Origin of the sequence: Peteryoungia rhizophila, from assembly GCF_004912145.1 — a bacterium.
Taxonomy (GTDB): domain Bacteria; phylum Pseudomonadota; class Alphaproteobacteria; order Rhizobiales; family Rhizobiaceae; genus Allorhizobium; species Allorhizobium rhizophilum.
Genome location: NZ_STGT01000002.1, coordinates 701,553 through 722,695, shown reverse-complemented (window position 1 = coordinate 722,695; position 21,143 = coordinate 701,553). Strand labels below are relative to the sequence as shown.

The following is a 21,143-nucleotide window of genomic DNA, read 5'->3' as shown; positions in this document are numbered from 1 at the left end:
GCTCACCATCACATGTCGAGCGACGCAGCAGTCCGGCAGCCGGACACCGAGGGGGACACGATCCATACATGGCAGACAGCATCCGTTTCATCCTGAACGGCGAGGATATCGCCCTATCCAGCCTCGACCCGACCGAGACGCTGCTCGACTTCCTGCGCCTGAAGCGCCGGCTGACGGGCTCGAAGGAAGGTTGTGCCGAGGGCGACTGCGGCGCCTGCACGGTGCTGGTCGGGCGGCTGGTCTCGGGCCGGCTCGTGTATGAAACGGTCAATGCCTGCATCCGCTTCGTCGGCTCGCTGAACGCCACCCACGTGGTGACGGTTGAGCACTTAGGCGCAAAAGACGGGACGCTGCATCCCGTACAGCAGGCCATGGTCGACTGTCATGGCTCGCAATGCGGCTTCTGCACGCCCGGATTCGTCATGTCGCTCTACGGCTTGTGGCTCACTTCGGAGAACCCCAGCCGCGCCGAGATCGAGCGCGCGCTGCAAGGCAATCTCTGCCGCTGCACGGGTTACGAGCCGATCGTGAAGGCCGCCGAACAGGTGGCCCGCGTCCGACCATCAGCCCTCTTCGATCCGCTGGAGCGCGAACGCGCCGAGATCATCGCGCGGCTTGAAGAATTGGCGACCCGCGAGACCATCGCGCTGTCAGGCTCCGATGGTCGCCGTCTCGTCGTGCCCGGCAGCGTCGAAGGCCTGGCCGAGACACTTGCCGCCCATCCCAAGGCAACAGTGGTCGCCGGCGCGACCGATGTCGGCCTCTGGGTCACCAAGCAGATGCGCGTGCTCGACCCTGTCGTCTTCATCAACCACCTGGAAGAGTTGCAGAAAATCAAAGTCACGCCTGAAGGCATCACGATGGGCGCCGGAGTAAGCTATAACGGCGCCTTCGAGGTGCTACGCCAGGAAATCCCCGCCTTCGGTCGCCTGATTGAGCGCATTGGCGGCCAGCAGGTGCGCAACATGGGCACGATCGGCGGCAATATCGCCAATGGCTCGCCCATCGGCGATAGCCCGCCAGCGCTGATCGCACTTTCGGCGACCGTTACGCTGCGTTCGGCGTCCGGCACGCGGACCATGCCGCTCGAGGACTATTTCATCGACTACGGCAAGCAGGACCGCCAGCCGGGCGAATTGGTCGAAAGCATGCTTGTGCCGCACCCCAAGGCGGACAGCCACGTAGCCGTCTACAAGATCACCAAGCGCCGCGACGAGGATATCTCCGCCCTTTGTGGCGCCTTCCACCTGGAGCTGGACGCAAGCGGCGTGGTCACACACATCCGCATCGCCTTCGGCGGCATGGCAGGAACGCCGAAGCGGGCGCGGTCGGTTGAAGCAGCGCTCTATGGCAAGCCCTTCACCCAGGCGACCATGGAAGCCGCGCGCGACGCCTTCGACCTCGACTACAAGCCGCTCACCGACTGGCGCGCAACAGCCGGATATCGCCAACTGACGGCGAAGAACCTGCTCACCCGTTTCTTCCTCGAAATCTCGGGAACGCCGCAGGAACTGCAGCGCTTCGCGACGGAGGAGGCGTGATCATGGATAAGGCGACCTACGAGACGACGAAATACATCAAGGGGCCGATGCACCAGTCGCTCAGGCATGATTCAGCGCACAAGCATGTCGCCGGAAGTGCCGAATATATCGATGATATTCCCGAACCTGCTGGCCTGTTGCACGGCGCGCTCGGCATGGCGGATCGCGCCCATGCCGAGATCCTGTCGATCGATCTCTCGGCGGTGAAATCCCATCCCGGCGTCGTCTGTGTGCTGACGGCAGACGACATCACCGGCGTCAATGACGTCTCCTCCGGCGGCCGCCATGACGAACCACTGATCGCGACCGACAAAATCGAATTCCACGGCCAGACCATCTTTGCGGTCATCGCCGAAACCCGTGACGCCGCCCGCAAGGCCGCCCGCCTCGCCAAGGTCGAGTATCGCGACCTGCCCTTCTGGACCGATATCGACGGCGCGCTGGAGAATGGCAGCCCGCTCGTCACCCCCGGCATGACACTGAAGCGCGGCACGCCGGAGACCGAACTCGACAAGGCGGCGCACCGCATAAAGAGCTCGATGCGCATCGGCGGCCAGGAGCATTTCTATCTCGAAAGCCATATCGCGCTCGCCATCCCCGGCGAGGACGACGACGTCACCGTATGGTCCTCGACACAGCATCCGTCGGAGATCCAGCACATCGTCGGTCATGTGCTCGACATCCCCTCCAACGCCATCACAGTGAACACGCGGCGCATGGGCGGCGGCTTCGGCGGCAAGGAGACCCAGGGCAACCAGTTTGCAGCCCTTGCCGCACTCGCCGCCAAGAAGCTGAAGCGCGCCGTCAAATTCCGCCCCGACCGCGACGAGGACATGGGCGTCACCGGCAAGCGCCATGACTTCAAGATGGATTTCGACGTCGGTTTCGACGATGCCGGAAAGATCCATGCGATCGAGGCCAATTTCGCCGCCCGCTGCGGTTACTCCTCGGACCTGTCAGGCCCGGTCACCGACCGCGCCCTCTTCCATGCCGATTCCAGCTATTTCTATCCGCATGTGAAACTGACCTCGCAGCCCTTGAAGACCCATACCGTCTCCAACACCGCCTATCGCGGCTTCGGTGGGCCACAGGGCATGTTGGGGGCTGAGCGGGTGATCGAGGAGATCGCCTATGCGTTGGCTAAGGATCCGCTCGAAATCCGCAAGGCCAATTTCTATGGCGAGAAGGGTTCGGGGCGCGACGTAACCCCCTACCACCAACAGGTGGAAGACAACATCATCCTGAAGGTCGTGGAGGAACTGGAAACCTCGTGCGATTACCAGGCCCGTCGCCGAGCCATCCTCGAGTTCAACCGCACGAGCCCTGTCATCAAGAAGGGCATCGCCCTCACCCCGGTAAAATTCGGCATATCCTTCACCATGACCGCCTTCAACCAGGCGGGTGCGCTCGTGCATATCTACCAGGACGGCTCGATCCATCTGAACCATGGCGGCACCGAAATGGGCCAGGGCCTCTACACCAAGGTCGCTCAGGTCGTCGCCGACTGTTTCCAGGTCGATGTCGACACGGTGAAGATCACGGCGACGACGACTGCCAAGGTGCCGAACACCTCGGCCACCGCCGCCTCGTCAGGCTCGGACCTGAACGGCATGGCGGCATACGACGCCGCCCGCCAGATCAAGGAGCGACTGGTCGCCTTTGCCGCTGAGAAATACGGCATCTCCGCCTCCGAGGTCGAGTTCCTGCCCAACCGCGTGCGGGTTGGCGACCAGATTTTCACGTTCGGCGATTTCGTCAAACAGGCCTATTTCGGCCGTGTCCAACTGTCTGCCGCCGGCTTCTACAAGACGCCGAAGATCCACTGGGACCGCGCCGCCGGTCGCGGCACCCCTTTCTATTACTACGCCTATGGCGCCGCCTGCACGGAAGTTTCGATCGATACGCTGACGGGCGAATATCTGATGGAGCGCACCGACATCCTGCACGATGTCGGAAAGTCGCTGAACCCTGTTATCGACATCGGCCAGATCGAGGGCGGCTTCGTCCAGGGCATGGGCTGGCTCACCACGGAAGAACTCTGGTGGGACGGCAAGGGACGCCTCAGGACGCATGCCCCCTCTACCTACAAGATCCCGCTCGCCTCCGACCGGCCGAAGATCTTCAATACGCGACTGGTGCCTTGGTCGGAAAACTCAGAGCCCACCATCGGCCGCTCCAAGGCCGTGGGCGAGCCGCCCTTCATGCTGGCGATCTCGGTTCTGGAAGCACTGTCGATGGCTGTCGCATCAGTCGCGGATTATCGCATCTGCCCACGGCTCGATGCACCGGCGACACCCGAGCGCGTGCTGATGGCGGTAGAGAAGCTGAAGCGGGCTTAAGGCTCAACGCAGGGCAGACCGCAGCAGATAGAGCATGGCCGCCAGGATCAGGATCGGCAGAACCAAGAGCTTGACCAGATAGGCGGTAGCAATGCCGATCGAGGCGGCAAACAGGTCCGTCGAGATCGCCACGCCGTCCCGGATGATCTGCGCATTGGCAGCCGCCGTGGCCGCCATGTCGGAGGCTGCCTGCAAGGTGCCTGTGAATGCTGTGCCGAGACGGTCAAACATGCCGTCCTCTGTCGGCGGGATCCGGTCGGTGGGTGAGAGGACGCCGGCGGTACCGGCGGCCTCGTCGACACCGGCAAACGCATGCTGGCCCTGCATGCGATCAAAAACATCCGTCGCATTGGTCCAGGCTCGATCGGTGATCGCATCTCCAGCGTAGAAGGCGATGGTATAGGATGCCGGCAGCAAAACCGCGCCGAGGACGCCCAGCACGATGACCGACCGCGTCAGGCGCTCCAGCATGGGCGGCACGCGCCGGGCGGTCAGCGTTATGCCGGCGCAGAACAGCGCGCAGGCTGCAAGCCCGATGGAGGCAACCTTCGCCACCGGCACAAGTATGAGCGACAGTATGCCGGATACGATGGCGAGCCCGAACAGCAGATCAACCATGCGCTCGATCGTGTTGATCACAGGCTGGAGCAACTGGCCGGGGCTGGCGGTGACTGAGGCCACGCCGACGCCGCCGGTGATATCGGCGTCGCGTGCCACGCTCATCACCGAGTTCGCCACCCGCAACGTCGTGTAGAGCGCACCGCTGCCGAGCGTAACGTCGCGGCTGAATTGAGCGGCGATATCCGCCAGCGGATTGACGAGGAACAGTGCCCCGGCGAAAGCCGCCACGAGCAGCCAGACGATCAAGCCTTTGGTTCTGGTCATTCCCGCTCCCGAGCTTGTGATGCGGAACCATAACACGGCAGGCATGTTACGGGCGCGGTGAAACCTTGGTGGAATAAACCCGAAGCCCTGCTGTCCAGTTCCCACCGCGTAATGCTAGGATCGGACCATCATGACTGTCCCCACCCTCACTGCCTTCCTCGCCGCCCACCAAAACGCCGTGCTCGTCGAAGTCGCCGAGACCAAGGGCTCGGCTCCACGCGAGGCGGGCACGATGATGCTGGTCGCCGAAACAGCGCTCTGGGGCACGATCGGTGGCGGATATCTGGAATTCATGGCAATCGGCCACGCTCGTCGGCTGCTGGCCGGCGAGACAGTCGCAGACACGCTAGACGTGCCGCTCGGCCCGGAGATCGGCCAATGCTGCGGCGGTCGCACGCTTTTGTCTTTCCGCTCGATCGATGCGACCATCGCTGCCGAATTGGCGCATCGCCTGCAGGCAGAACGGGACGCCTTTCCACAGGTCATGCTCTTCGGTGCCGGCCATGTCGGCCTCGCGCTTGCCCGCGCCCTTCAGCCCCTGCCTCTTGCCGTGACCCTTATCGATTCTCGAACCGAGATCGATGGCACCCTGCCCAAGGGCATCACCTTCCGCCGCGCAGCCATGCCCGAGGCGGAAGTTGCACAGCTGAAACCCGGCGGGGCTGTCGTTATCCTCACCCACGACCATGCATTGGATTTCCTGATCGCCAAGGAAGCGCTGGCCCGTTCTGATCTCGCCTATGTCGGCATGATCGGCTCGAAGACCAAGCGCGCCACCTTCGCCTCGTTTCTGAAGCGCGAGGGCGTGGACCGCGACACTCTCGACCGCCTGACCCTGCCGATTGGCGGCGGTGCGGTGAAGGACAAGCGGCCGGCGGTGATCGCAGCCATGGTTGCCGCGGAGCTGCTTGGTGTACTCATGAGCGGAGGCTCTTGAATCGACGCGTGAAGAACTGGAATCTGTCTTCCAGGAAATTGGCGTTAGCCACTGAATTCATAGACATTATTACATAGGCCCCGGCCGCAAATGGTCACCTGTAACGAAGACATGGCGGTCGCCGTGTGCATGTGGGCCGGACGGACGCCGCTCATGCGGCAGACCAATGTCACGCAGCAGGTCATCTGGAAGATCCTGGATGCGAGTCAATCGGCGGCGCCGGCGAAAGAGCCGGAACGGCCAGATCCATGCAAGTGAAAACGGCCGGTCGAAAGACAAAATTCTGCTGATCGCGGACACCATGTCTGCCTCCACGTTTGTTTGGTTATCGCGTTTTGATGGCCTCACTCTGCCTGCGCTTGCGGCATGGATCCAATTCAATTACGCTCTTCATGCATAAAGAGAGCTTATCCATGAAACTGTCGAAACAGCTGCCGCTCAATGCGCTCCGCGTCTTCGATGCCGTGGCCCGGCTCCAAAGTTTCACCCGTGCCGGCGAGGAACTGGGCATGAGCCAGACGGCAGTGAGCTATCAGATCAAGCTGCTCGAAGGGCATGTCGGCGAGGCGCTGTTCCTGCGCAAGCCGCGGCGGATCGAGCTGAGCGAGGCCGGCGAGCGACTGGCCCCGAAGGTCGCCGAAGGTTTCGAGCTGCTGCGCGAAGCGCTCGCCGATCTGCGCAACACTGCGGACGGCACGCTGATCATCCATGCGACCGCGACATTTGCCTCACAATGGCTGGCGCGCCATCTCGGCCACTTCCAACTGCACAATCCCGGTATTGCCGTGCGGCTCGAAACCTCCCAGGACGTGATCGATTTCAGCCGCACGCCGGCGGATCTCGCCATCCGTAGCGGCAGGGGAAACTGGCCCGGGCTGCGTGCGCATTTCGTCATGCGCAATCATTTCACGCCGATGCTCTCGCCGCAGTTGGCCGATACCGTCGGCGGCATCCGCGATCCGCTCGACCTCCTGAAGCTGCGTTTCATCGATCCGTCCGACCCCTGGTGGCGGATCTGGTTCACGGCGGCCGGCCATCCGGATGTCGTGCTCGACTCCCTGCAACGCACCCGGCTCGGCGCCCAGTCCTTCGAGGCGGCCGCCGCAGTTGCCGGCCATGGCATTGCCATTCTGCGCCCGGAATTCTATCCCGAAGAGATCGCTTCCGGGCGCCTGATCCAGCCTTTCGAGCTGACCTGCGAAGACGGCTCGCATTACTGGCTGGTTTATCCCGAGGCACGACGCAACGCGGGCAAGATCCGCGCCTTCCGCGAGTTCCTGCGCGCAAGCCTGCCGAGCTTCGAGGCCATCCCACCGACGGCCGGGACCTGATGAAGCCGGTAGGGGCAGTTTGCAGACGTCGTCCGCAGAGATAAGGCAGGCGCTGCACAAAACTTCCGGTGCAGCTTTTGCTGCAGCGCTTCCTTTCCCCTTCCCTTAGGGAGGATTTTTTCGCAATGTCAGCAAAAATGGGGAAGATGAAGGACTTGGCCAATGTATGAATACGCAATTGCCTGGGAATGGCTGTCCTTCGCCGTCCGCTGGCTGCATGTGATCACGGCCATCGCCTGGATCGGCTCTTCCTTCTATTTCATTGCGCTCGATCTCGGCCTCGTGAAGCGGCCGGGCCTGCCGTTCGGGGCCTATGGCGAGGAGTGGCAGGTGCATGGCGGCGGCTTTTACCATATCCAGAAATATCTGGTTGCCCCTGCCTCGATGCCGGAGCATCTGACCTGGTTCAAATGGGAAAGCTACGCCACCTGGCTGTCCGGCTTCGCACTCCTGGCCGTGGTCTATTATGGCGGCGCCGATCTCTTCCTGATCGACCGCACGGTTTTGGACATTGAACCGTGGCAGGCCATCTGTCTGTCGCTGGCGTCTCTGGCCGTCGGCTGGATCCTCTACGACCTCTTGTGCAAGTCGCCGCTCGGCCGAAATACCTGGGGCCTGATGGCCTTCCTCTACGTCGTGCTGATCGCCATGGCCTGGGGTTACACGCAAGTGTTCACCGGCCGCGCCGCCTTCCTGCATCTGGGGGCGTTTACCGCCACCATCATGTCGGCAAACGTCTTCTTCATCATCATTCCCAACCAGAAGATCGTCGTTGCCGACCTGATCGCCGGTCGCACCCCCGATCCAAAGTATGGCGTGATCGCCAAGCAGCGCTCGCTGCACAACAACTACCTGACGCTGCCCGTCATTTTCTTCATGCTGTCGAACCACTATCCGCTGGCCTTCGCGACGGAGTTCAACTGGATCATCGCAGCCCTCGTCTTCCTCATGGGCGTCACCATCCGCCACTGGTTCAACACGACGCATGCCCGCAAGGGCAAGCCGACCTGGACCTGGCTGGTGACGGTGCTCATATTCATCGTCATCATGTGGCTCTCGACGGTGCCCAAGGTGCTGACCGGCGAAGAGGAACAGGTGAGCCTCTCTTCCCGTGAACAGACCTTTGTTGCGAATGGCCATTTCGAAGCGGTGCGTGATGTCGTACAGGGCCGCTGTTCGATGTGCCACGCAGCCGAGCCCGTCTGGGAAGGCATTGCGCGCGCACCGAAGAACGTGAAGCTCGAGACGGACGGTGAAATCGCCGCCCATGCCCGTGAAATCTATCTCCAGGCCGGCCGCAGCCATGCCATGCCGCCTGGAAACATAACCGATCTCTCAGCTGAAGAGCGCCAACTGCTCGTCGCCTGGTACGAGACGACGGTTGAAGGCAAATGATGACAACAGACACCCTGATCCGCGGCCGCCTCCTCTCCTTTCGCCGTGCGCCTGAGCATGCCGGTGACCGGGAAAGCTATCTCTACGAAGAGGATGGCGCGCTGCTGGTGCGGGACGGCAAGATTGCAGCCGTTGGCAGCTATTCGGATGTGAACCCGAAGGCCGGCGCGGAGACATCAGAGATCGACCACCGCCCGCACCTGATCCTGCCCGGCCTGATCGACTGCCATGTGCATTTCCCGCAGATGCAGGTGATCGCCTCCTATGCCGCCAATCTCCTGGAGTGGCTGAACACCTATACCTTCCCCGAAGAATGCCGCTTCGTCGAAAGCGCGCATGCGCAGCGGATCGCCACACAGTTCTTCGATGAATTCCTGCGCCAGGGCACGACGACGGCGGTCGCCTATTGCTCGGTTCACAAGGCCTCTGCCGATGCCTTCTTCACTGAGAGCCTGCGTCGCGGCACGCTGATGATCGGCGGCAAGGTGTTGATGGATCGCAATGCTCCTCAAGGCCTCTTAGACACGCCGCAACTCGGTTACGACGAGACCCGCGCGGTGATCGAACAATGGCACGGCAAGGGCCGCAACCACGTCGCCATCACCCCCCGCTTTGCCATCACCTCGACGCCCGAGCAGATGGCGATGACGCAGAAACTGGCTGAAGAATTCCCCGACCTGCATATCCAGACGCATCTGTCTGAGAACCACGACGAGATCCGCTACACCTGCGAGCTCTATCCCGACGCCACCGACTATACCGACATCTATTCCCGCTACGGGCTGCTGCGGAAAAAAGCACTCTTCGGCCATGCGATCCACCTGTCGGAGCGCGAAGCGGATGCCATGGCCGAAAGCGGTGCGGTCGCGGTCCACTGCCCGACCTCGAACCTCTTTCTCGGCTCGGGCCTCTTCCCGCTGAAAGCGATACAGCGCCGCGAAAAGCCCGTGACCGTGGCCGTTGCGACCGATATCGGCGGCGGCTCGAGCTATTCCATGCTGAAGACCATGGATGAGGCCTACAAGATCCAGCAATTGCTCGGCGAGCGGCTGAACCCGCTCGAAAGCTTCTACCACATGACGCTGGGCAATGCCGTGGCGCTCGACCTCGTCGACCGCATCGGAACGCTGGACGAAGGCACCGATGCCGACATCGTCGTGCTGAATGCTGCAGCGACGCCGGCCATGCGGCTCAGAATGGAAACGGTCACCTCGCTCGGCGAAGAACTCTTCCTCTTGCAGACGCTCGGCGACGATCGCGCCGTGGTCGAAACCTATGTGGCGGGGAAAGCCTCGAAACCCGATGGCTTGATGTGAGGTCGAGATGAGCGAAAGCGGCTATTCCGGCACGCCTCTTCCGAAGAAACTCGGATTGAAGCCGGAACTAGCCGCTCTTTTCGTCGACTTGCCCAACAGTCTCGCGCACCTGCCCTACGGGCACGCTCTGGATCTCCTGGCCGAAGAAGGCATCCCGCGTTCCGACCACCATCACCGAAGATGGGCTGCGGGAGATCTTCATGGCGACGGCTTGGTGGATATCAAGCTTTGTGCGGTGGACGAGATCTGGTCCGGGCTGAAATTCATGCTACGCAAGGAGTTGCGGCCGTGAGAGGAGATGCGACCGGGGAGAAGGCCTTGCGATGATTGCCAATCTGGCTTTGGGCACACTGATGATTTCGCTGACGGTGGTGATCCACACCTTCGGCCTCATGGCCGTTACCCATGCCATGGCCTGGATCACCGACCGGATTCGTCTGCATGGCCATAGAAGCCGCATGCTCGCCATGAACACGGTCGTCATCGGCGTCTTTGCTGTGCTGACGGCGGAAGTCTGGCTCTGGGCTGCTGGCTTCACGGTGATCGGCGTCGTCGACGATTTCGAGACCGCCCTCTATATCTCCACCACGACATTTTCCACCGTAGGCTTCGGCGATGTGGTGCCCAATCCGGAATGGCGCATGTTGGACGCCCTCGAAGGCGTCAATGGCTTCCTGCTGATTGGCTGGTCGACGGCCTACCTCATCGCCGCTGGCATTCGCGTCGGCCCCTTCAAATCCGGCGAGCATTTCTGATGGCTGACTGTCATCAATCCCGAAAGGCATGAATCATGGCCCCCATTCTCGAAATTTCCGACTTGAAGGCCCTCGCGCGCAAACGCGTGCCGAAACTCTTTTTCGATTACGCCGACAGCGGCTCCTATACCGAGAGCACCTACCGTGCCAACGAAAGCGATTTCTCCAGGATCAAGCTGCGCCAGCGCGTGCTGGTCGACATGAGCGGCCGCACGCTGGAAACGACGATGATCGGCGAGAAGGTGACGATGCCGGTTGCGCTTTCGCCGACGGGCCTGACCGGCATGCAGCATGCGGACGGCGAAATGCTGGCGGCAAAGGCGGCGGAGGAATTCGGCGTGCCCTTCACCCTCTCCACCATGAGCATCTGCTCGATCGAGGACGTTGCCTCGGTCACCAAGCGGCCCTTCTGGTTCCAGCTTTACGTGATGCGCGACCGCGATTTCGTCGTGAACCTGATCGAGCGCGCCCGCGCCGCCAAGTGCTCGGCGCTGGTGCTGACGGCCGACCTGCAGCTGCTCGGGCAGCGCCACAAGGACATCCGCAACAGCCTCTCCGCCCCACCGCGACTGACGCCGAAACACCTCTTCCAGATGGCCATGCGCCCGCGCTGGTGCTGGAACATGCTGCACACCCAGCGCCGCACATTCCGCAACATCCAGGGCCATGCCAAGAATGTCTCCGACCTCGCCTCGCTCGGCGCCTGGACGAACGAGCAGTTCGATCCGAAGCTCTCCTGGAAGGATGTGGACTGGATCCGGAAACAATGGGGCGGCAAGCTGATCATCAAGGGCATTCTCGACGTCGAAGACGCCAAGATGGCGGCAAAGACCGGAGCCGAGGCGATCATCGTCTCCAATCATGGCGGCCGCCAGCTCGACAGCGCCCATTCCTCGATTGCGATGCTGCCGAAGATCGTCGACGCGGTCGGCCACAAGATCGAGATCCACATGGATGGCGGCATCCGTTCCGGCCAGGACGTACTGAAAGCCGTGGCGCTGGGCGCCAAGGGCACCTATATCGGCCGCCCCTTCCTCTATGGCCTCGGCGCCATGGGCCAGCAGGGCGTCACAAAGGCGCTGGAAATCATCGCCAAGGAAATGGATGTGACCATGGCGCTCTGCGGCAAACGACAGCTCGCCGATGTCGACAAGTCGATCATCGCGGAGAGCCCGTTCTGAGCGACCTCAGGCGATCCAGCCGCTCGACAGCGCGCTGACCCAATCCATCATGCCATGGCGACGCGCAAGCTCCGCCATGGCATGATTGTCGTAGCGCACCTGGCGAAAGCTCGGCTGCCAGCCGCGCGGGCTTTTCTCCAGAATAGCATAGCTGGCAAACGGCGTGCCGGCTTGGGCCTTGTGATAAACGGGCACGTCATAGTCGAAGCCGGGGCAGCCGACGCTGCCGGGATTGACGATCAGGCGACCGTCCGAGAGCTGAACCGCACGCGGAATATGGCTGTGGCCGCAGAGAATGAGTGGCGCGTCTATGCCCTCTGCCAGCGCCTCGATCTCGGCGAGTGGCTTCAGGTGAAAGATGCCGTCTGCCGACAGCGTCTCCGTCCAATAGGTGTTGTCGTCCTGCGGCGTTGCATGACAGAGGAAGACCTCGTCGCCCATGCGCGACGTTTCCGGAAGGCCGCGGATCCAGTCGAGATGGGCGGCGGACAATTGCGGATAACTGGGCTTTTCCCAGTCACCCATCGCCTCGAAAGGGCGATCGATCAGGGCGCGATCGTGATTGCCCCGTACGCTCAGCGCATTGAGCGGCATCAGGAGATCAGCCGTCAGCCCCGCCTCGAGCGGCCCGGAAAAACTGTCTCCGAGGTTGACGATCTCATCGATCCCCTGTGCCCGGATATCGGCGATAACAGCCTCAAGCGCCAGATGGTTGCCGTGAATATCCGCGAGTGCTGCAAACCGCATCAGCTGCCCCGATAAGTGGAATAGCCATATGGCGAGAGCAAGAGCGGCACATGGTAATGCGCCATGGTGTCGGAAATGCCGAAGCGGATCGGGATCACGTCGAGGAAGGGCGGATCCGTGAGCGCGGCTCCCGTCCCCTTCAGATAATCACCGGCATGAAAGAGCAGTTCATACTGCCCGACCTGGAACTCATCCGCTGCGAGCATCGGTCCGCCGTCGACGCGGCCATCGTCATTGGTAAAGACGGTCTTGATCAGCTGCGCCTCCTCGCCGTTCATTCGCATCAGCTGGATACGCAGCCCCTGGACCGGTTTTCCGAGCGCCGTGTCGAGCACATGGGTGGTGAGGCCGGTCATGGATGGGGCTCCCGAATCACGAAGGGGGTATCGAAGACGAATTCCTCGAGATTGTTGCCGGGTCCGTCGCGATCCACAACCAGGAAATCGCTGACCGCGCCGATCGCCATCAAGGGATGGTGCCAGGTGTTGCGGCGATAGTTCACCCCCTGATGCGGGGCAGCCAGAAACACCTGCGGTTCGCCTGGCTTGCCGCCCTCATCCGGAGAGACCGCAACAAGGAACGACCGTCCGGAGAGCGGCGAGAAGCTCTGGCTTCCGAAGGGATGGCGCTCCATCATGCCGATCTCATAAGGGAAAGCGCGCGGCTGACCGCGAAAGATGTTGACGATCACCCGCGCATCCTCGCCCGCGGCTTCAGGCGAAAACAGCGCATGGAACCGCTCGGTCGTGCCGCCATTGATCAGCCGCATGGTGGACGGTTCGGCTTCGATGACCTCGCCAAAGGGCGCGAAAGCGTCGGCCGTCAGCGGACGGATGGAGAGTTCGATGGGCAAAGGGGTTTATTCTCCCTCGGGATAAATGTGGATTAGGGAGTCGACGATCCGAACCAGATCAAGCGCTTCATGCTTCGCAGTCTGGTACACATAATCGAGATTGATGTCGAAATACCCGTGCGCCATCCGGTTACGCATGCCGCGGATCGTCACCCAATCTATTTCCGGATGCTCCGCAACGAAGTCCGGCGAAAACGCTTCGAGTTGAACAACGCTCTCGCTTGCCATCAAAAGGCTCATCCCGACGCCGCGTTGTACGAGAAGATTTGTGCGGAACTCTTTCAGATCTAATGGACCCAACAGTTCGTGAGCATCCAGGGATGCGCTTCGGATCCGTTCAAGAAGCGAGCGGATACGATGTTCGCGGTTCATATTGGCAGCGCTTCCGCCAGGATACGTCCCCGATGCTTCTGCGGTATCTCGCTGGTCGTTACCAGATGCACCGGAACACCCTCGGCGAGGCCTTCTAGGGCAGACTGCAGACCGCCAAGTGTCATGAGCGAAGAACCGGGAAGGGCATCCACCAGAATATCGAGATCACTGTCTGAGCGGTCTTCTCCTCGGGCGACGGAACCGAAGACGCGAGGATTCGTCGCGTTGTGACGCGCCGTCACCTCGCGGATTGCAGCTCTCTTTCGTTCCAGCACATCGGACGGCCGCATTACTAGTCTCCTTGACAGCAATATATGGCAGAGCCCGCGCAAACAAAAGATACCCAACCATATGGAGAAGCCCCCAAACGAAAACAGCGCCGGCGTATCCGCCGGCGCTGTATGTCTGACGTCAAAGCCTGAAATCAGGCAGCGCTACGGGCGTAGTCAGCCGTCGGCACTTCGGCGATCGTCTTCAGGACGACGGAAGCGATCTGGTAGGGGCAGCCCTGGGAGTTCGGGCGGCGATCTTCCAGGTAACCCTTGTAGCCGTTGTTGACGAAGGAGTGCGGAACGCGGATCGAGGCGCCACGGTCGGCAACGCCGTAGGAGAACTTGTTCCACGGAGCCGTTTCGTGCTTGCCGGTCAGGCGCAGATGGTTGTCCGGACCGTAGACGTCGATATGCTCCTGCCAGTTCTTGGCGAAGGCCGCCATGAGGGCTTCGAAGTATTCCTTGCCGCCCACTTCGCGCATGAACTTGGTCGAGAAGTTGCAGTGCATGCCGGAGCCATTCCAGTCCGTGTCGCCGAGCGGCTTGCAATGGAATTCGACGTCGACGCCATAGGTTTCGCACAAGCGAAGCAGCAGGTAGCGAGCGATCCAGATTTCATCGGCGGCGCGCTTGGAGCCTTTGCCGAACACCTGGAATTCCCACTGACCCTTGGCCACTTCGGCATTGATGCCTTCGTGGTTGATGCCGGCTTCGAGGCAGAGGTCGAGATGCTCTTCGACGATTTCACGCGCGATCGAGCCGACGTTCTTGTAGCCGACACCTGTGTAATACGGGCCCTGCGGAGCAGGATAACCCTGCTCCGGGAAGCCGAGCGGTCGGCCGTTTTCGTAGAAGAAATATTCCTGTTCGAAGCCGAACCAGGTGCCTTCGTCGTCGAGGATCGTGGCGCGGCTGTTCGACGGATGCGGGGTGACGCCGTCAGGCATCATGACTTCGCACATGACGAGAGCGCCGTTGGTGCGGGCAGGATCCGGATAGATGGCGACCGGCTTCAGCACGCAATCCGACGAATGGCCTTCGGCCTGCATCGTGGACGAGCCGTCGAAGCCCCAGAGCGGCAGTTCTTCCAGGGTCGGGAAGCTGTCGAATTCCTTGATCTGCGTCTTGCCACGCAGGTTCGCTACCGGCTTGTAGCCATCGAGCCAGATATACTCGAGCTTAAACTTGGTCATGGTGCTCTCTCTTCAGTCTCGCGCCACTCATCGGCGCAACAGAGGGGTGATTCTCCGGGTGCCCGGGAGTCGGAAGGTAAAAAGCAGGAAGCGTGCCAGTTTGCAGGCGGACGGCGAAATGCGACCATTTTGCCGCAGGCGATCCGCCAAATCGCGGGCATTGCATGCCTTTGTTTAACAGATTCGGCGCATATTCATGGAACCAGAGGCGCGTGTCCGGTGTTGTCGGCCCACCAACGATCACGAAAGCGCTGTGATGATTTTAAATTCATCACTTTTTCTGCTGTGATATTGCCCATAAAATAGGCATTTTGCACTTTTCATGTGCATTTCAGTTTCAGACGTGATAAGCATGAAGCATCGAGACAATACTCGGTCAAACGAGAGGTAGTAGCATGACAACGAACATGGTTCGGGAATCGGCGAAGATCTACGAATTCCCGGTGCGTGACCTGGCCCGCCTCAACGCCATGCGTGAGCGCCAGACGCCGAAGCCCGTGATCTATGAGAGCGGTTCGGCCAGCTGGTATCACGAGGAAGCGATCCGCGAGGCCGAACGGACGCCGAAGCAGTAAAGGCCGATAGGCCAACGAAAAGCCGCCCGCTTTGCGGACGGCTTGAAGCATGCGACGAGCGGGCCTTTGCCCGCTCTTTTCGTTTTCAGAGCAATTCGAGCAAAAGTGAGAACCGGTTTTGCGTCCGGAATTGCGTCAAAACAAACAACTCAGACTTTCGTGCCGAAGAGGCGCAGGCGCATCACGCCGCCATCCGGATGCACGCCGATCCGGACATGTGTGACCGGGCCGACCTTCTGAACCTTGTCGCCCTCGTAGAAATGCTCCGCATCCATCTGCATCTTCTGACGCGTCAGGATCGGCTGCCACTGCTCGGACCCTGAAATCTCCGCTTCGCTGAAGGTGTCACCTGCGTCCGGCAGATAGGCGCCGAGCAACTCGCAAGTGTCGGGATAGTTGCCCTTGTAGAAATGCGTATCGATCAGCACCCGGTTGATCACGCCTGGATGGCCGAGCCGGATTATCGCCCAGTCATGACCCGGACCACGGCGGCGCTTGGTTTCCCAGCCATCGCCCATATTGGTGCCACGGCCGGGCGACAGGATCTTGTCGGGATGGCCATAATGGGCATCCGACCAGGCGAGCGACTTCGCGCCATGGAAGATATAGGCGAGATCGATCTCTTGCGTCGCTCCGACCTTCGACCAATCGAAATGGGCAGCGCCATAGACCCGCAGCCGCGCCACGCCACCATCGGGATAAATGTGCAGACGCAGATGCGTCCAGACCTTCGATGTGTCGGCATTGACGAAGAAATGCTGGGCCGAAGCGCCGAGCGCCGACTTCGGCACCAGTTCCGTCCAAACGGTCGCCTCGGTCGGGTCGCCGTCCGCTACGAAAGCCGCTTCGATCGAGCCATGCGGCGGGTAGTTGCCGGTGAAGAAGCGCGTATCGACGTCAAACCCGAAGATCCGGCCCGGCATGGCCAGACGGATGATCGCAAAATCGTGGCCGGGCACGCGCTTGCGACGGCTTTCCCAGCCGTCCATGTATTTGCCGTTGTCGTCGTAGAGATCCGGGTCGAACGTCGCCGGATCGTCGTTCAGCATGCGCGACACCGGCGCAAAGAACTCGTCGGTCGAGAAGATGCCGGTGGCACCGAGGCGCGCGGAAGCGAGGTTGACGGCACCGGCGGCGAAGTCCGGCAATGTGACGGTCGAGGTCTCAAGCATGTCAGTGCGTCTCCGGAAGCAGGCTTTCGAGCCGAAGCCTGGCGATTTTTTCCACCTGATGGCAGGCAGTGTCGAATTCCTGATCACGGCCATTGGCGATCCGCGTCTCAAAGGCCGCGAGTATATCGTCCTTCGTCAGCCCCTTGACCGCGATGATGAAGGGAAAGCCGAACGTCTCCACATAGGCCGTGTTGAGCTCGGTGAAGCGGGCATGTTCTTCAGCACTCAAGCGATCGAGACCGGCGCCCGCCTGTTCTCGCTTGCTGTCGTCCGTCAGCTCGCCGGATATCGCGAGTTTGCCCGCAAGATCCGGATGCGCGCGGAGCACGCCAAGCCGCTCCTCGACGCTCGACGTCCGGAAAATCATGGCCATCGCATCATGGACGTCGAGCGCCGTCAGCGGCTCCTCGATCATACCGGCATCGAAGGCGCGCTCCGCGATGAAGGGCGAATGCTCGAACACCCCGCCGAAACGCTGAACGAAGTCCGCTCTGTCCATTTTCTCTCTGTCCGTCATGCTGGAGCCAGGCCCGGAAGGCATGGCGAAAGGAGGCGGTCGCCCAGTGGGCGACGCAATGACAGAAGGGATAGCCGAGCCCCCGAGGCTTGTCGAGAGACACTCAATCCTGCAACTGGTAGCCGTTGCGCTCCGGAAACGGCCAGTCCGCCAGCAGCGTCTTGTCCGGTCGATAGATCTCGACCAGTAGCGGATAGCATTTCGCAACGTCGCTCGAATGGCTGGTGCTGCAATCTCCGCCTGGGCAGGCCGAGAGACCACCGAGCAGGTCGATTTCGGCGAACATCTCCAGGAAATCACCGGGACGAACCGGGCTCGCCTTCATAAAATACTGCTGTGTGTCGCGGGTGAAGCCGGTGCACATGAAGACGTTCAACACGTCATGCACATGCGGCTCGGCCGCCTTGATGTCGATGCCCTTGTGATGCGAAAGCGCCCGGCAGAGATTGGAATGACAGCAATGGTGGTAGTCGCCGCCGGACAAGAGCCGGTTGGTATAGGGATCGCAGCGCGTGCCGATCACGTCATGCACGCCGCCACCGAATTCGTCAAAACCATACCAGCCGAGCGTATCATGGCTGATCGTCGCCATAGGGCGAAGCGACGGGAGATTGCTCCAGAGACGGTTGCCGGTCGTCACATGCGTCGCATGCAGCGCCCGCGTCTTGCCGGAGAAGAAGCGCTCAGAGAGATCGTTGGCGTTCCACAGATTAAGGTCCCCAACCTGCGGCCCCTCGACGCTGACGATGCGGAAGAAATGCCCTTTCGGCACTTCGAACGTGTTGCCCTCGCGCGGCGGCACGTTCACCTCGCCGATCTTCTCCATCGTCGCCCGTGCCCGCGCCAGGATGCTCATGTCGGGGGCTTTCAGCGACTCGACCGGATAGCAGACGACGGGCTTCACCGCGCGCCGTGCATCGGCATCGGCGGGAACGGGGATGTTTGCGTTAAAGGAAGACATGCGCGGCTCCGGAGTGGGCATCAAGATGTGATCCCCAAGGTGCCCCACCTACCCCATCAAGACAACTGCCTCTCTTCTTGCCCCATGACCAAGTCTGACTTAGTCATAGAGCCATGAAACTGCCCCCGCTCCCCACACTCCGCGCCTTCGAGGCCGCCGCCCGCCGCGAAAGCTTCCTGCAGGCCGCAACCGAGCTCGGCATGACGGCAGCCGCCGTTAGCCAGCATGTGAAGGCGCTGGAGGATTGGCTGGGGCTTTCCCTCTTCGAACGCCGCCCGCGCGGCGTGCGCTTGACCGCTGACGGCCGCGAATTAGGCGCCGCCTGCTCGGAAGGCCTCGGCCACATCGCCCGCGCCGCAGAACGGCTGACCGCCCGCAAATCCTTGGCCCGCACCAGCCTCGCCTGTATGCCCTCGGTGGTCACCCACTGGCTCGGCCCCCGCCTGCCCCGCTTCCGCGCCGCACATCCCGACATCCAGGTCTCGATCGTCTATCCGTTAGGGGCACTCACTCCGGACGAAGCCGGCTCAGATCTGCTGATCTGTCACGGCACCCGCCCGCCGGGTCGCGCCGAGCGCATTCTGCCAGCCGCGACCCGCCCGACCTGTGCGCCGAGCTATCTGGATCGACATGGACCGATCACCAGTCCAGCCGACCTGCTTGACCATGACCTGTTGCACGACGCCACCGAGGCCGCCTGGCAAGCCTGGCTGGCCGCACGTGGCGTTCAAAGCCCGACACCCTCAGGACCGCTCTATGCCGACTTCAATCTGCTGGTGAGTTCGGCCCTCTCGGGCCTCGGCATCGGCCTCTGCCCGACGGCCCTGATCGCCGACCATCTGGCAGCGGGAACGCTGATCGTGCTGTTTGACGAAGCCGCCGACGAGGACAAGGCCTACTGGCTGCTGTCAGGAGCGGACTTATCAGAGCCGGCCGTGATCTTGCGCGATTGGCTGCTGGCAGAGAGTGCCGGCCTCGGTACTTAGAGCAGCCTCACCACGCCGGCTTGTGATGCTCGTGCCAGTGTTCCGCAATCTCGATGCGCTTGGGAACCCACACCTTCTCATGGCTGGTCACATAATCAACGAACCGCGCCAAAGCCGCAGCCCGTCCCGGGCGGCCGACGAGGCGGCAGTGCAGGCCGACGGACATCATCTTCGGGCTGCCTTGTCTGCCCTCCTCGTAGAGCACGTCGAAGGCGTCCTTGAGATAGGTGAAAAACTGGTCGCCCGTATTGAAGCCCTGCGGGGTGGCAAAGCGCATGTCGTTGGTCTCTAACGTGTAGGGGATGATCAGAAAGGGTTTCCCGTCGAGATCCGGCACCCAGAACGGTAGGTCGTCGGAATAATTGTCGGAGGAGTACATGAAACCGCCCTCCTCCATGACGAGGCGCAGCGTGTTGTCGGAGGGTTTGCCCTGGTACATGCCGAGCGGATGCGAACCTGTCAGTTCCTTGTGCAGCCGCACCGCTTCGCGGATGTGCTCGCGCTCGACGTCTTCAGGGAAATCCTTGTATTCGAGCCAGCGATAGCCGTGGCTTGCGATTTCCCAGTCGGCTTCCTTCATCGCCGCAACCGCCTCGGGGTTGCGGGCCATGGCGAGCGTCACACCATAGACTGTGACCGGCACCTTGCGCTCGGTGAACATTCGCCACAGCCGCCAGAAGCCGGCGCGCGAGCCATATTCGTAGATCGATTCCATGTTGAGATTGCGCTGTCCGGGCCATGGCTGGGCGCCGACGATTTCCGACAGCAGGTTTTCCGACGCCGCATCCCCGTCCAGGATGCAGCTCTCGCCGCCTTCCTCGTAATTCACCACGAACTGCACCGCGATCCGCGCATCGCCGGGCCATTTCGGATCGGGAATGTCGCGGCCATAGCCGATCAGGTCGCGGGGATAGGGAGCAGTCGTCATCGGTTCACCTCTTGAGTTTTGACACGAGGCTATTGGCGACGGCGACACCTGTCGAGATAGAAAACGCAGTCCATGCTGCAGCGCGAAGTCGTCAGGCGATCTTGCGGCTGGAAACCCGCCCCAGCGGATGCAGAGAATGCACGGTGAACGGTGCGCCGCGTTCGGTTTCGACAAAGAGGGCGAGATTGGTCACCACGACGGGCTCGGCGAGAACGGGATCGAAATGCGACTTCAAGGCTTGCTCGATCCGCGGAAAATCCCTGGCCAGGAGCGGCCCCGTCAGTGTCATGTGGAAACGAAACTCGTCCATCACGTACGCATGGCCCCAGCGGCTGAGATTGGAAAATTGCGGCGCCGACAGCCGCTCGGGATTGCGCCGCTCGATCTCCACTTCGGAGAGTGGGGCACGGAAACCATCGAAGGCCTGAACAATGGAGGCCGCCAGATAATCGACTGAAGAGCAGGGCCGCCCAAGGATCAGGCCATAGACGTCACCGATGCGACCGACAGTGAGCCCCGGGAGCACGACAGGCTCCATGCGACCGGCAAAATGCATGATTTCCCGAAGCAGGGCGGACTCTGAGGATCCTTCGCTCAAGCGAAAGGGCGCCTTGAATGTGGCATGAAAGCCGAAACGGCGCGGTAGCGCCGTGTGGAAGGCGATCTCGTGCACGCCGAGCCCTTTCAGGCCCGGATGCTCTTCCGCCTCTCCGGAAAACACGTTGCGACCGAGCCAGCGCGCTGCCGCATGGGCGAGCGGATCTCCGGCCGGCGGCGTAAAGCAGATGGCATAACGCATGTCGAGCACCTCGCACTGGCCCGCTTCGGCACTTTAGCAAATGCCGTTTCAACCCGGTGGATAGGTGATTTGCATGACAGTATCACGA

Annotated in this window: 22 protein-coding genes and 1 pseudogene; 11 read left to right on the top strand and 12 right to left on the bottom strand. The window is 61.6% G+C overall.

Features of this window, described 5'->3' with window-relative positions; genetic code table 11:
- Positions 1-68 precede the first annotated feature (68 nt).
- Positions 69-1,541: a xanthine dehydrogenase small subunit gene (gene xdhA / locus E9677_RS09340; protein ID WP_136557816.1), complete on the top strand. Its 1,473-nt coding sequence runs from the start codon at positions 69-71 to the stop codon at positions 1,539-1,541.
- Between the two features lie 2 nt (positions 1,542-1,543).
- Complete coding sequence (gene xdhB / locus E9677_RS09335) at positions 1,544-3,880, top strand: xanthine dehydrogenase molybdopterin binding subunit (RefSeq protein WP_136557815.1); 2,337 nt, start codon at positions 1,544-1,546, stop codon at positions 3,878-3,880.
- Positions 3,881-3,883: 3 nt separating this feature from the next.
- On the opposite strand, the gene E9677_RS09330 is transcribed toward xdhB, so the two are convergent.
- Positions 3,884-4,765, bottom strand: a complete 882-nt coding sequence (locus E9677_RS09330; protein WP_136557814.1) for a hypothetical protein — start codon at positions 4,763-4,765, stop codon at positions 3,884-3,886.
- A 130-nt stretch (positions 4,766-4,895) separates the two neighbouring features.
- On the opposite strand from E9677_RS09330, the gene xdhC reads away from it, so the two are divergent.
- The 7 genes and pseudogenes from xdhC to E9677_RS09295 all read left to right on the top strand — a co-directional run bounded on the left by xdhC (position 4,896) and on the right by E9677_RS09295 (position 11,680).
- A complete protein-coding gene (xdhC, locus tag E9677_RS09325) occupies positions 4,896-5,702 on the top strand; it encodes a xanthine dehydrogenase accessory protein XdhC (protein ID WP_136557813.1) in 807 nt (268 codons plus the stop codon).
- Positions 5,703-6,115: 413 nt separating this feature from the next.
- A complete protein-coding gene (locus tag E9677_RS09320; protein ID WP_235882897.1) occupies positions 6,116-7,033 on the top strand; it encodes a LysR substrate-binding domain-containing protein in 918 nt (305 codons plus the stop codon).
- Between the two features lie 162 nt (positions 7,034-7,195).
- Complete coding sequence (gene puuD, locus E9677_RS09315; protein ID WP_136557811.1) at positions 7,196-8,428, top strand: urate hydroxylase PuuD; 1,233 nt, start codon at positions 7,196-7,198, stop codon at positions 8,426-8,428.
- On the top strand, positions 8,428-9,744 hold the full coding sequence (guaD, locus tag E9677_RS09310) for a guanine deaminase (protein WP_136557810.1): 1,317 nt from the start codon (positions 8,428-8,430) through the stop codon (positions 9,742-9,744). Before puuD ends, guaD begins: the two co-directional genes overlap by 1 nt.
- Before the next feature lie 7 nt (positions 9,745-9,751).
- Positions 9,752-10,036, top strand: a pseudogene (locus E9677_RS09305) (hypothetical protein).
- A 31-nt stretch (positions 10,037-10,067) separates the two neighbouring features.
- A complete protein-coding gene (locus tag E9677_RS09300) occupies positions 10,068-10,499 on the top strand; it encodes a potassium channel family protein (protein ID WP_136557809.1) in 432 nt (143 codons plus the stop codon).
- 35 nt (positions 10,500-10,534) lie between these two features.
- Positions 10,535-11,680 carry an alpha-hydroxy acid oxidase gene (locus E9677_RS09295; protein ID WP_136557808.1) on the top strand — a complete coding sequence of 382 codons (1,146 nt, stop codon included), beginning with the start codon at positions 10,535-10,537 and terminating at the stop codon, positions 11,678-11,680.
- A 6-nt stretch (positions 11,681-11,686) separates the two neighbouring features.
- Here E9677_RS09295 and E9677_RS09290 read toward each other — a convergent pair whose 3' ends face one another.
- The 6 genes from E9677_RS09290 to E9677_RS09265 form a co-directional block, all read right to left on the bottom strand.
- On the bottom strand, positions 11,687-12,427 hold the full coding sequence (locus tag E9677_RS09290; RefSeq protein WP_136557807.1) for a metallophosphoesterase family protein: 741 nt from the start codon (positions 12,425-12,427) through the stop codon (positions 11,687-11,689).
- Complete coding sequence (gene uraH, locus E9677_RS09285; RefSeq protein ID WP_136557806.1) at positions 12,427-12,783, bottom strand: hydroxyisourate hydrolase; 357 nt, start codon at positions 12,781-12,783, stop codon at positions 12,427-12,429. The genes E9677_RS09290 and uraH overlap by 1 nt, the downstream gene beginning before the upstream one ends.
- Positions 12,780-13,280 carry an ureidoglycolate lyase gene (locus tag E9677_RS09280; protein WP_136557805.1) on the bottom strand — a complete coding sequence of 167 codons (501 nt, stop codon included), beginning with the start codon at positions 13,278-13,280 and terminating at the stop codon, positions 12,780-12,782. The genes uraH and E9677_RS09280 overlap by 4 nt, the downstream gene beginning before the upstream one ends.
- A gap of 6 nt (positions 13,281-13,286) precedes the next feature.
- Entirely contained in the window at positions 13,287-13,652 is a 366-nt protein-coding gene (locus E9677_RS09275) for a HepT-like ribonuclease domain-containing protein (protein WP_136557804.1), read from the bottom strand.
- Positions 13,649-13,942 carry a nucleotidyltransferase family protein gene (locus E9677_RS09270; protein WP_136557803.1) on the bottom strand — a complete coding sequence of 98 codons (294 nt, stop codon included), beginning with the start codon at positions 13,940-13,942 and terminating at the stop codon, positions 13,649-13,651. The genes E9677_RS09275 and E9677_RS09270 overlap by 4 nt, the downstream gene beginning before the upstream one ends.
- 134 nt (positions 13,943-14,076) lie before the next feature.
- Positions 14,077-15,117, bottom strand: a complete 1,041-nt coding sequence (locus tag E9677_RS09265) for a glutamine synthetase beta-grasp domain-containing protein (protein ID WP_136557802.1) — start codon at positions 15,115-15,117, stop codon at positions 14,077-14,079.
- 395 nt (positions 15,118-15,512) lie between these two features.
- Between E9677_RS09265 and E9677_RS09260 the strand changes: the two genes are divergently transcribed.
- The gene (locus E9677_RS09260) at positions 15,513-15,692 is read left to right on the top strand and encodes a DUF2735 domain-containing protein (protein ID WP_136557801.1); all 180 of its coding nucleotides are present in this window, start codon (positions 15,513-15,515) and stop codon (positions 15,690-15,692) included.
- A gap of 149 nt (positions 15,693-15,841) precedes the next feature.
- Here E9677_RS09260 and alc read toward each other — a convergent pair whose 3' ends face one another.
- The 3 genes from alc to E9677_RS09245 form a co-directional block, all read right to left on the bottom strand.
- Positions 15,842-16,864 (bottom strand): allantoicase, encoded by a 1,023-nt coding sequence (gene alc / locus E9677_RS09255; protein ID WP_136557800.1) that lies wholly within the window; start codon positions 16,862-16,864, stop codon positions 15,842-15,844.
- Position 16,865: 1 nt separating this feature from the next.
- Positions 16,866-17,363: a 2-oxo-4-hydroxy-4-carboxy-5-ureidoimidazoline decarboxylase gene (gene uraD, locus E9677_RS09250; RefSeq protein ID WP_136557799.1), complete on the bottom strand. Its 498-nt coding sequence runs from the start codon at positions 17,361-17,363 to the stop codon at positions 16,866-16,868.
- A gap of 121 nt (positions 17,364-17,484) precedes the next feature.
- Complete coding sequence (locus tag E9677_RS09245; RefSeq protein ID WP_136557798.1) at positions 17,485-18,342, bottom strand: urea carboxylase-associated family protein; 858 nt, start codon at positions 18,340-18,342, stop codon at positions 17,485-17,487.
- A gap of 113 nt (positions 18,343-18,455) precedes the next feature.
- Between E9677_RS09245 and E9677_RS09240 the strand changes: the two genes are divergently transcribed.
- Positions 18,456-19,328, top strand: coding sequence for a LysR substrate-binding domain-containing protein (locus E9677_RS09240; RefSeq protein WP_136557797.1), 873 nt, complete (start codon positions 18,456-18,458; stop codon positions 19,326-19,328).
- A 7-nt stretch (positions 19,329-19,335) separates the two neighbouring features.
- Here the strand turns inward: E9677_RS09240 and puuE are convergent, their stop codons facing one another.
- Both puuE and E9677_RS09230 read right to left on the bottom strand, forming a co-directional pair.
- Positions 19,336-20,256: an allantoinase PuuE gene (puuE, locus tag E9677_RS09235; protein WP_136557796.1), complete on the bottom strand. Its 921-nt coding sequence runs from the start codon at positions 20,254-20,256 to the stop codon at positions 19,336-19,338.
- 91 nt (positions 20,257-20,347) lie between these two features.
- Positions 20,348-21,055: a DUF1045 domain-containing protein gene (locus tag E9677_RS09230; RefSeq protein WP_136557795.1), complete on the bottom strand. Its 708-nt coding sequence runs from the start codon at positions 21,053-21,055 to the stop codon at positions 20,348-20,350.
- Positions 21,056-21,143 lie beyond the last annotated feature (88 nt).

Bases quoted from the DNA above. Each gene is read 5' to 3' on its own strand.
- puuD (WP_136557811.1), top strand. From the start codon at position 7,196: ATGTATGAATACGCAATTGCCTGGGAATGGCTGTCCTTCGCCGTCCGC.
- E9677_RS09275 (WP_136557804.1), bottom strand. From the start codon at position 13,652: ATGAACCGCGAACATCGTATCCGCTCGCTTCTTGAACGGATCCGAAGC.
- E9677_RS09295 (WP_136557808.1), top strand. From the start codon at position 10,535: ATGGCCCCCATTCTCGAAATTTCCGACTTGAAGGCCCTCGCGCGCAAA.
- puuE (WP_136557796.1), bottom strand. From the start codon at position 20,256: ATGACGACTGCTCCCTATCCCCGCGACCTGATCGGCTATGGCCGCGAC.
- E9677_RS09265 (WP_136557802.1), bottom strand. From the start codon at position 15,117: ATGACCAAGTTTAAGCTCGAGTATATCTGGCTCGATGGCTACAAGCCG.
- alc (WP_136557800.1), bottom strand. From the start codon at position 16,864: ATGCTTGAGACCTCGACCGTCACATTGCCGGACTTCGCCGCCGGTGCC.
- E9677_RS09300 (WP_136557809.1), top strand. From the start codon at position 10,068: ATGATTGCCAATCTGGCTTTGGGCACACTGATGATTTCGCTGACGGTG.
- E9677_RS09230 (WP_136557795.1), bottom strand. From the start codon at position 21,055: ATGCGTTATGCCATCTGCTTTACGCCGCCGGCCGGAGATCCGCTCGCC.
- uraH (WP_136557806.1), bottom strand. From the start codon at position 12,783: ATGACCGGCCTCACCACCCATGTGCTCGACACGGCGCTCGGAAAACCG.
- xdhB (WP_136557815.1), top strand. From the start codon at position 1,544: ATGGATAAGGCGACCTACGAGACGACGAAATACATCAAGGGGCCGATG.
- E9677_RS09240 (WP_136557797.1), top strand. From the start codon at position 18,456: ATGAAACTGCCCCCGCTCCCCACACTCCGCGCCTTCGAGGCCGCCGCC.
- E9677_RS09270 (WP_136557803.1), bottom strand. From the start codon at position 13,942: ATGCGGCCGTCCGATGTGCTGGAACGAAAGAGAGCTGCAATCCGCGAG.
- E9677_RS09330 (WP_136557814.1), bottom strand. From the start codon at position 4,765: ATGACCAGAACCAAAGGCTTGATCGTCTGGCTGCTCGTGGCGGCTTTC.
- E9677_RS09260 (WP_136557801.1), top strand. From the start codon at position 15,513: ATGACAACGAACATGGTTCGGGAATCGGCGAAGATCTACGAATTCCCG.
- E9677_RS09245 (WP_136557798.1), bottom strand. From the start codon at position 18,342: ATGTCTTCCTTTAACGCAAACATCCCCGTTCCCGCCGATGCCGATGCA.
- E9677_RS09320 (WP_235882897.1), top strand. From the start codon at position 6,116: ATGAAACTGTCGAAACAGCTGCCGCTCAATGCGCTCCGCGTCTTCGAT.
- uraD (WP_136557799.1), bottom strand. From the start codon at position 17,363: ATGGACAGAGCGGACTTCGTTCAGCGTTTCGGCGGGGTGTTCGAGCAT.
- xdhC (WP_136557813.1), top strand. From the start codon at position 4,896: ATGACTGTCCCCACCCTCACTGCCTTCCTCGCCGCCCACCAAAACGCC.
- xdhA (WP_136557816.1), top strand. From the start codon at position 69: ATGGCAGACAGCATCCGTTTCATCCTGAACGGCGAGGATATCGCCCTA.
- guaD (WP_136557810.1), top strand. From the start codon at position 8,428: ATGACAACAGACACCCTGATCCGCGGCCGCCTCCTCTCCTTTCGCCGT.
- E9677_RS09290 (WP_136557807.1), bottom strand. From the start codon at position 12,427: ATGCGGTTTGCAGCACTCGCGGATATTCACGGCAACCATCTGGCGCTT.